This is a genomic window from Nonomuraea rhizosphaerae, from assembly GCF_019396405.1.
GTDB classification, from domain to species: domain Bacteria; phylum Actinomycetota; class Actinomycetes; order Streptosporangiales; family Streptosporangiaceae; genus Nonomuraea; species Nonomuraea rhizosphaerae.
The window spans coordinates 1-7,485 of the sequence record NZ_JAHKRL010000531.1 but is presented as its reverse complement, the minus strand read 5'-3'; the positions used below and the strand labels follow the sequence as shown (position 1 = coordinate 7,485).

Here is a 7,485-nt window from a genome sequence, read left to right as displayed (position 1 = left end):
CGATCCTGGCCGGTCCGGGGGCCAGGTCGACGGCGCTGCGCAGCGCGTGGATCGACTGACCGTCGGCCGAGACGTTGAGCGCCTGGTAGGCGGCGTCGTCCTGGGTCAGGCGGCTGACCTCGCCGTCCAGGGGCACCCTGAACACCGGGCGGCGGCCCTGGTGGTCGGCCACGACGTAGACGGCCGAGCCGTCCGGCGCCCACTTGAGGTCCATCGGGAACAGGTCGGGGGCGTAGGCGCCCGCCTCGCCGCCGGCCAGGCCGCCGATCCACAGCTCCGTCCTCGCCGACACGTCCAGGCCGGTCAGCCGGTCACGCGCACAGGCCACGCGGGCGCCGTCGGGCGAGAGCGCGATCGGGCCGCCGAAGTCGTAGCCCTCCTCGCTGAAGACCACCCGCCGGTCGCCCGTCGCCACGTCGACGGCGACCAGGTCGATGCGGTTCTCGCCGTTCGGCAGCAGGGTGCGCCAGGTCGTGACCACGGTGGCGCCGTCGGGTGTGAGCGCGAAGGAGGCGTCGCGCAGGCCCTCGCCAGGATCGGGCGTCAGGTCGCGCACGTCCTCCAGACGGTCCTCGCCGAGCCTGGCGGCGAACAGCCGCGTGTGCCCGGGGCCCAGGTCGTGGTCCCAGTAGCGGACCGGGTAGCTCTCGTGCAGGATCGCCGAGATGCCGGCGTCCTTGCGCGCCTTGCGTCGCTCCTCCTCGGCCGCCTCCTCGCCGTTCAGCACGTCGGAGGTGAACACCACCACGTCACCCGCCGTGCGGAAGCCGCCGATCCCGCCCGGCCGGCTCGCCACCTGGCGGGCCTCGCCGCCCGCCCGCGGCAGCAGCCACAGCGCGGGCACCTCGTCGGTGGCGTCCTTCACGGCCGGGTCGGGGCGCGCCGAGGTGAACAGCACGTCACCCGCGTCGGTGAACTCCGCCGCGCTCTCGCCCTTGGCCGAGCGGGTCAGCCGGTACGGCTCGCCGTCGACGGGGATCGCCCAGAGCGCGGTGCCGTACGACTTGCCGTCGGGGTTGAGCGACTGCACCACGGAGATCAGGCGTGATCCGTCGGGTGCCAGCTTCAGAGAGAGAACTCGAGGGATGGCCACATAGTCACGAATGTCGTGGAAAGCGCTCACTCCAATGAACTTACCTCGCGCAAGGACCACTGACACGCGGACATAGGCTTGGTCAGGTGGGGAACTACGACGCTTTGCTGGTGCTCTCCTTCGGCGGTCCCGAGGGGCCCGACGACGTGCTGCCGTTCCTGGAGAACGCGGTCAGGGGGCGGGGCGTGCCGCGCGAGCGGCTGCTCCAGGTGGCCGAGCACTACCAGGGGTTCGGCGGGGTCAGCCCGATCAACGGCCAGAACCGCGCGCTGGTGGAGGCGCTGCGCCCGCTCGCGGACGTGCCCGTCTACTGGGGCAACCGCAACTGGCACCCGTTCGGCGAGGACACCGTGCTGCGGATGAAGCAGGACGGGGTGCGCACGGCGGCGGTCTTCGCCACGTCCGCGTTCGCCGGCTACTCCAGTTGCCGCCAGTACTACGAGGACATCGACAGGATCTCCGTCCCCGGCGGCCCCCGGCTGGTCAAGATGCGCCACTTCGGCGACCATCCCGGTTTTGTCGAGGCGATGGCCGACCATGTCGGGCAGGCGCTCGACCGGCTCGGCCGCGACGACGCGCGCCTGGTGTTCACCGCGCACAGCGTCCCGGTCTCGATGGCGCGCACCGCCGGCCCGTACGGCGGCCTGTACGAGGCGCAGCTGCGCAGGAGCGCCGAGCTGGTCAACCAGGCGCTGGGCCGCACCCAGCCGTGGGACCTGGTGTGGCAGTCGCGCAGCGGCCCGCCCGAGGTGCCCTGGCTGGAGCCCGACATCTGCGACCATCTGCGCAAGACCGACGCGCGGTCGGTGGTGCTGGTGCCGATCGGGTTCGTCTCCGACCACATGGAGGTCGTCTACGACCTCGACACCGAGGCCAGGCAGGTGGCCGACGAGCTGGGGCTGCCGATGGAGCGGGCGGCGACGGCGGGCACGCACCCGGCGTTCGTGCGGATGGTGCGCGAGCTGATGGACGAGCCGGAGCCGGTGCACTGCGGGATCGCCTGCTGCCCGCCCCCGCGCCGCCGCCAGGCGTAGCCCCCGCAAGTAGCCCCACAAGTAGCCCCCACGGGCAGCCCTCACGCGTAGGCCCGCGCGTATGCCTCCGCGATGCCCATCACCTTGTTCACGTAGTCCCACGAGTGGTTGTAGAACCAGATCGACTTGCGCAGTTTCTCCCCGCCCCGGCCCGCGCCGTTCGCGCACAGGTACTTGGCCGCGGCGGGGACCGCGTCGTACGGGCTCCAGATGTCGGCCTTGCCGTCGCCGTCGCCGTCCACGCCGTAGTGCTTCCAGGTGGCGGGCATGAACTGCATCGGCCCGAGCGCGCCCGCGCTCGACGGGCCGTTGTTGCGCCCGTGGCCGCTCTCCACCTGCCCGATCGCGGCCAGCACGGTCCATGACAGGCCGGGGCAGTGGGTGGCGGAGGCCTTGTAGAGGTCGAGGTAGCTGTTCGGGCGGCCGACGTTGACCTGCTGCTGCGGCCTGGCGGTCTGCCGCGGCTGCTGCTTCCTGGGGCGGGCGCCGAGTGTCACGACCTGGGCGCCCTTGCCGAGCAGCCCGCGCACGCCCTTCTCGCCGATGGCCGCCTTGCCGTGCAGCAGGACCGCGACACCGGGGGCGAGGCCGAGCGCCTTGCCCAGGTCCGCGCTGACCAGGCCGTCGATGCCGGCCAGCCCGAGCGCGGCCGAGGCGGCGACGCGCAGCCTCGGGCCGTTGTCCACCTGGTACTCGGCGCCGAGGATCATGCCGTACCGGCGGACGGTCGCGGTCTCGGCGACCAGCTCGCCCCTGGCCAGGGCGTTCCACACGGCGGGCTGGTCGGCCACGGCCTTGGGCGTCCAGGCGCGGAAGTCGGCCGGGTTCACGGCCAGCAGGTTCAGGCCGGTGCCCGACACCCTGACGGAGCCCGCGTCCACGACGGTCAGCTTCTGCACGTTCTTGAGCGCCGACAGCTTGAAGCGGGCCTGCTTGGGCACCTCGGCGCGGGCGATGGCGAGGATCTTCGGCGGGGTCGAGGTGACCGCGGGGCCGCCCTGACCGAAGTCCTTGACCGGCTCGGCCTTGGGCACGATCTTGTCCAGGTTCGTCGTCTGCGTCTGCGTCTTCCTGGCCGCCGGCGTCTGGCGGGCGGGCGGCGGGTCCGCCGCGAACAGGTCCTTGCGCGCCGTCAGCGCCACCCCCGCGGCGATCACCGAGACGGCGACGACCACGGCGATCATGAGCAGCACGGCGCGCAGGGAGGGAAGACCGGACACCCGGCACACGTTAGCCGAGTCGGCACTAAAAACAGTTGCTTAACGGACGAACCGTGCGCAAAGGTTGGGGCGCGGCTGGGGGAGGGAACACACGTGGTCGGGCCTTATCGGGGACTGTTCAAGGAGCCCGGCGTCACAGGTTTCGTCCTGGCCGGATTCATCGGCCGGATGCCGATGTCCATGCTCGGCATCGGGATCGTCCTGCTGGTCTCCGGCATCACCGAGTCGTACGCCACCGCCGGCGCCGTCGCCGCCACCACCAACGTCTCCTTCGCCGTGGCCGCGCCCCTGTCGGCGCGGCTGGTCGACCGGTTCGGCCAGAGCAGGGTGATCACCCCTCTGTGCGTCGTCAACGCGCTCTCCCTGGCCTCACTCATGCTGTGCGCGGGTTTCGGCCTGCCGGAATGGACGCTCTACGTCTCCGGCCTGGTCGTCGGGGCGACGTCGCTGTCGCTGGGCGGGATGGTCCGGGCCCGCTGGTCCCACCTGCACGCCGGGTCGGCCAAGCTGCACACGGCGTTCGCGTTCGAGTCCGTCGCCGACGAGCTGATCTTCGTCGCCGGGCCCGCGCTGGTCACCGTCCTCGCCACGGCCGTGAACCCGTACGCGGGGCTGAGCGTGGCCCTGGTCTGCATGCTCGGCGGCTCGCTGGCGCTGGCGGCCCAGCGGCGCACCCAGCCGCCCGTCCAGGGGCACACCTCGGGCGGCGGCTCGCCCATCCTGATCCCCGGCATCGCCCTGCTGTCGTGCGTCTACCTGGCCCTGGGCGCGGTGTTCGGCTCCGTCGACCTCGTCACCGTCGCCTACGCCGAGGAGCACGGCGTCAAGGGCGCCTCCGGCTTCCTGCTGGCCGCCATCGCGAGCGGGTCGATGGTGTCGGGGCTGTGGTTCGGGTCGCGGCACTGGCGGATCTCGCTGCGCGGCCGGTTCGTGCGGGCGCTCGGGGTGCTGGTCGTGGGGCTGCTGCCGATCATGTTCATCGGCGACACGCGGGTCATGGCCATCGGCCTGTTCGTCGCCGGTCTCGCGATCTCGCCGACGCTGATCACCGGTTTCTCGCTGACCGAGCGGCTCGTGCCGCCGTCGCTGCTCACCGAGGGCATGGCGTGGATCTCGACCTCGATCGGCTTCGGCGTGGCGATCGGCGCGTGGGCCGGCGGGCGGCTCACCGAGATGTACGGGGCGTCGAACGCGTACGGCTTCACCCTGGCCGCGGCGATCCTCGCCGTTGCCGTGGGCGTGGGAGGTTCGGGTTTGCTGAGACTTCCCGAGGCTCCTTCACCGGCCGGGAACTGATCCGCTACCGTCGGGACATCCCTCGCAACACCCTTCACACACGGAAGCACTAGTAATGTCCCGACAAATCCCTTCACTCCTGGCTATCGCGGCTGTTGCTGTCACTTTGGCACCTTTGCCCGCTTCAGCCACTCCCACCCCGACCCCGACCCCCTCCACTGCCGCCGCCCAGGCCAAGGCGAAGACAGTGGACTGCGCCGTGGCCAAGTGCATCGCGCTGACCTTCGACGACGGCCCCGGCAAGTACGCGGGAACGCTCCTGGACACGCTGAAGAAGTACGACGCCAAGGCGACCTTCTTCCTGGAGGGCCAGTACGCGAAGAGCCGTCCCCAGTTCGTCAAGCGGATGGTGAAGGAGGGCCACGAACTTGGCAACCACAGCTACTCGCACCCGAACTTCACCACCATCGAGACCGGCGCGATCAAGAACGAGATCCAGAAGACGCAGGACGTGGTCAAGAAGGCCGCGGGCGTCGAGCCCAAGCTGCTGCGCCCGCCGTACGGGATGCTGGACGTGCGCACCTCGGAGGTCGCGGCCGAGTTCGGCATGCCGATGATCCTGTGGACGGCCGGGTCGCGCGACTGGGCGACCAAGAACTCCGCGGCGATCAAGAAGCAGACCCTGGCCGTGGCCAAGCGCGACAGCATCATCCTCATGCACGACTGGGTCAAGCAGACGGTCGACGTGATGCCGTCGCTCGTCAAGCTCCTGCAGAGCCGGGGCTACACGCTGGTCAAGGTCTCCGACATCATCAAGTCGCAGAACCTGCAGCCCGGCGACGCCTTCCCCGTTCCCGAAGGCTGGGAGAACTGAGTATCGTTCACGTTTAACGTCGCCGCGAGTGGGGGTCGGTCTCATGGTCTTCGCGAACTGGGCCCGCAACCAGTCGGCCACCCCCGCCGAGGTGCGCACCCCTGCCTCGGCCGGCGACGTCGTCCGGGCCGTCCGGGACGCCGCCACGGGCGGGCGGCGCGTGCGCATGGTCGGCACCGGCCACTCCTTCACCGGGGTGGCGCTCACCGACGGCATCATGCTGCGGCCCGACGCGCTGACCGGCCTCCTGTCCGTCGAGGACGACCGGGTCACCGTGCGCGCGGGCACACCCGTACGGGTGCTGAACGAGCTGCTCGACGGACGCGGCCTGGCGCTGGCCAACATGGGCGACATCACCGAGCAGACGGTCGCCGGCGCCATCCAGACCGGCACGCACGGCACCGGCCGCGACACCGGCGGCCTGGCCGACCAGGTCGTGGGACTGGAGATGGTGCGGGCCGACGGCTCCGTCGTCTCCTGCGGTCCCGGCGAGGACCTCTTCGACGCCGCCCGCGTGGGGCTGGGCGCGCTCGGGGTGCTGACGGCGGTGACGTTCCGGGCCGAGCCCGCGTTCCTGCTGCGCAACCGGCGGCGCAGGATGACGCTGAGCGGCATCCTGGACTCGCTCGACGACCTGACCGCGCGCAACGAGCACCTGGACTTCTTCTGGCTGCCGCACACGGACGCGTGCCTGGTCAAGACCAACAACCGGGACCCCGGCCCGGCCCGGCCGCCGGGGGCGTTCAAGCACTGGCTGGACAACGTCTTCCTGGAGAACACCCTCTTCGGCGCCGCCTGCGCCGTCGGCGGCCGCCTGCCGGGGCTGATCCCGCGCATCAACGGCGTCAGCGCCGCCGCCCTGGGCTCCTCGGAGGCCGTCGACGCCTCGTACCGGATCTTCACCTCCCGGCGCGACGTGCGCTTCCTGGAGATGGAGTACGCCGTGCCGCGCGAGCATCTCGGCGAGGCGCTGCGCGAGACGCGGGCGCTGGTGGAGCGGATGGGGTGGGGGATCACGTTCCCCGTGGAGGTGCGGGTGACGCCGGCGTCCACGGCGTGGCTGTCCACCGCGTACGGGCGCGCGTCGGCGTACGTGGCCTGCCACATCTACCGGCCCACGCCCAACCCGGCCTACTTCGAGGGCGTGGAGGAGATCATGACGCGGCTGGACGGCCGGCCGCACTGGGGCAAGCTGCACACGCGGGACGCTTCGTACCTGGAGAAGGTGTACCCGCGGTTCGCCGACTTCGTGGCGCTGCGGGACCGGCTGGACCCGGAACGGCTGTTCGGGAACGCGTACCTGGAGACGGTGCTGGGATAGCCTCCGGGCGCGGGGACCTTTTGCGGCGCGGGGCCTTCCGGGGCAGGCCGGCGTGGTCGGGTGGCATGCGTTCGGTAAAAAGCGTTCTCGCGTATGGGTTCGGGGGCGTGTCCCGATGTCGCGCGGGCCGGTTCTCCCGGCACCCTCGTCGCTCGTGCCCCGACGAATCGGCCTGCCCTCCCTGTACCTCGCCGCGGCCGTCGCGACGGCCGTGACCACCGCGGTCCCCCTCGCCATGACGCCCGCCTCCGGACTCGCCTCCCGGTCCCCCGTCACCGAGCTCTCGCGCCCGTACATCGTCACCGCCCGTGACCGCGCCGCCGCCCGCGACCTCGTCGGCGAGGTGCGATGGCGGGTGCGCCGCTTCTACACCGCCGCGCTGCCCGGCTTCGCCACGTGGCTGAGCGGCCGGGAGCTGGCGGAGCTGCGCACGGACCCGCGGGTGGTGGCGATCGAGCCCGACCGGCGGATCCGGCAGCTCCCGCTCGGCTCCCCCGCCCGGCCCGCCCCCTCCAGGGGGACGGGGAAGGGGGTGACGGTGTACCTGGTGGACGGCGGGATCGACCGGGACGAGGCGTCCGGGCCGGTCCTGGGCGGTCACGCGTACGGGCTCGGCGGCACCGCCCTCGGCGGCGGTGCCGGCCAGGGCGGCGGGGGCAAGGGGTCCTCCCCCGGGGCCCGGCAGTTCGGCGGGGGGGCCTGGCGGG

General features: G+C 71.9%; 6 protein-coding genes and 1 pseudogene. 5 read left to right on the top strand and 2 right to left on the bottom strand.

Translation table 11 applies throughout. The features are described 5' to 3' along the window. A pseudogene (locus KME77_RS27635) lies at window positions 1-1,033 on the bottom strand (S9 family peptidase); the annotation flags it as partial. Window positions 1,034-1,179: 146 nt separating this feature from the next. On the opposite strand from KME77_RS27635, the gene KME77_RS27630 reads away from it, so the two are divergent. Next, window positions 1,180-2,127, top strand: coding sequence for a ferrochelatase (locus KME77_RS27630; protein WP_219471872.1), 948 nt, complete (start codon window positions 1,180-1,182; stop codon window positions 2,125-2,127). Window positions 2,128-2,168: 41 nt separating this feature from the next. Here the strand turns inward: KME77_RS27630 and KME77_RS27625 are convergent, their stop codons facing one another. Beyond that, window positions 2,169-3,347: a lytic transglycosylase domain-containing protein gene (locus KME77_RS27625; protein WP_308250936.1), complete on the bottom strand. Its 1,179-nt coding sequence runs from the start codon at window positions 3,345-3,347 to the stop codon at window positions 2,169-2,171. Between the two features lie 93 nt (window positions 3,348-3,440). Here KME77_RS27625 and KME77_RS27620 point away from each other — a divergent pair, with 93 nt between their 5' ends. The 4 genes from KME77_RS27620 to KME77_RS27605 form a co-directional block, all read left to right on the top strand. Continuing rightward, on the top strand, window positions 3,441-4,643 hold the full coding sequence (locus KME77_RS27620) for an MFS transporter (RefSeq protein WP_219471871.1): 1,203 nt from the start codon (window positions 3,441-3,443) through the stop codon (window positions 4,641-4,643). 187 nt (window positions 4,644-4,830) lie between these two features. Continuing rightward, window positions 4,831-5,457: a polysaccharide deacetylase family protein gene (locus KME77_RS27615; protein ID WP_308250935.1), complete on the top strand. Its 627-nt coding sequence runs from the start codon at window positions 4,831-4,833 to the stop codon at window positions 5,455-5,457. Between the two features lie 43 nt (window positions 5,458-5,500). Then, a complete protein-coding gene (locus KME77_RS27610) occupies window positions 5,501-6,778 on the top strand; it encodes a D-arabinono-1,4-lactone oxidase (RefSeq protein ID WP_219471873.1) in 1,278 nt (425 codons plus the stop codon). A gap of 154 nt (window positions 6,779-6,932) precedes the next feature. Beyond that, the coding region (locus tag KME77_RS27605) for a protease inhibitor I9 family protein (protein WP_219471869.1) at window positions 6,933-7,485 on the top strand (553 nt) is incomplete at its 3' end.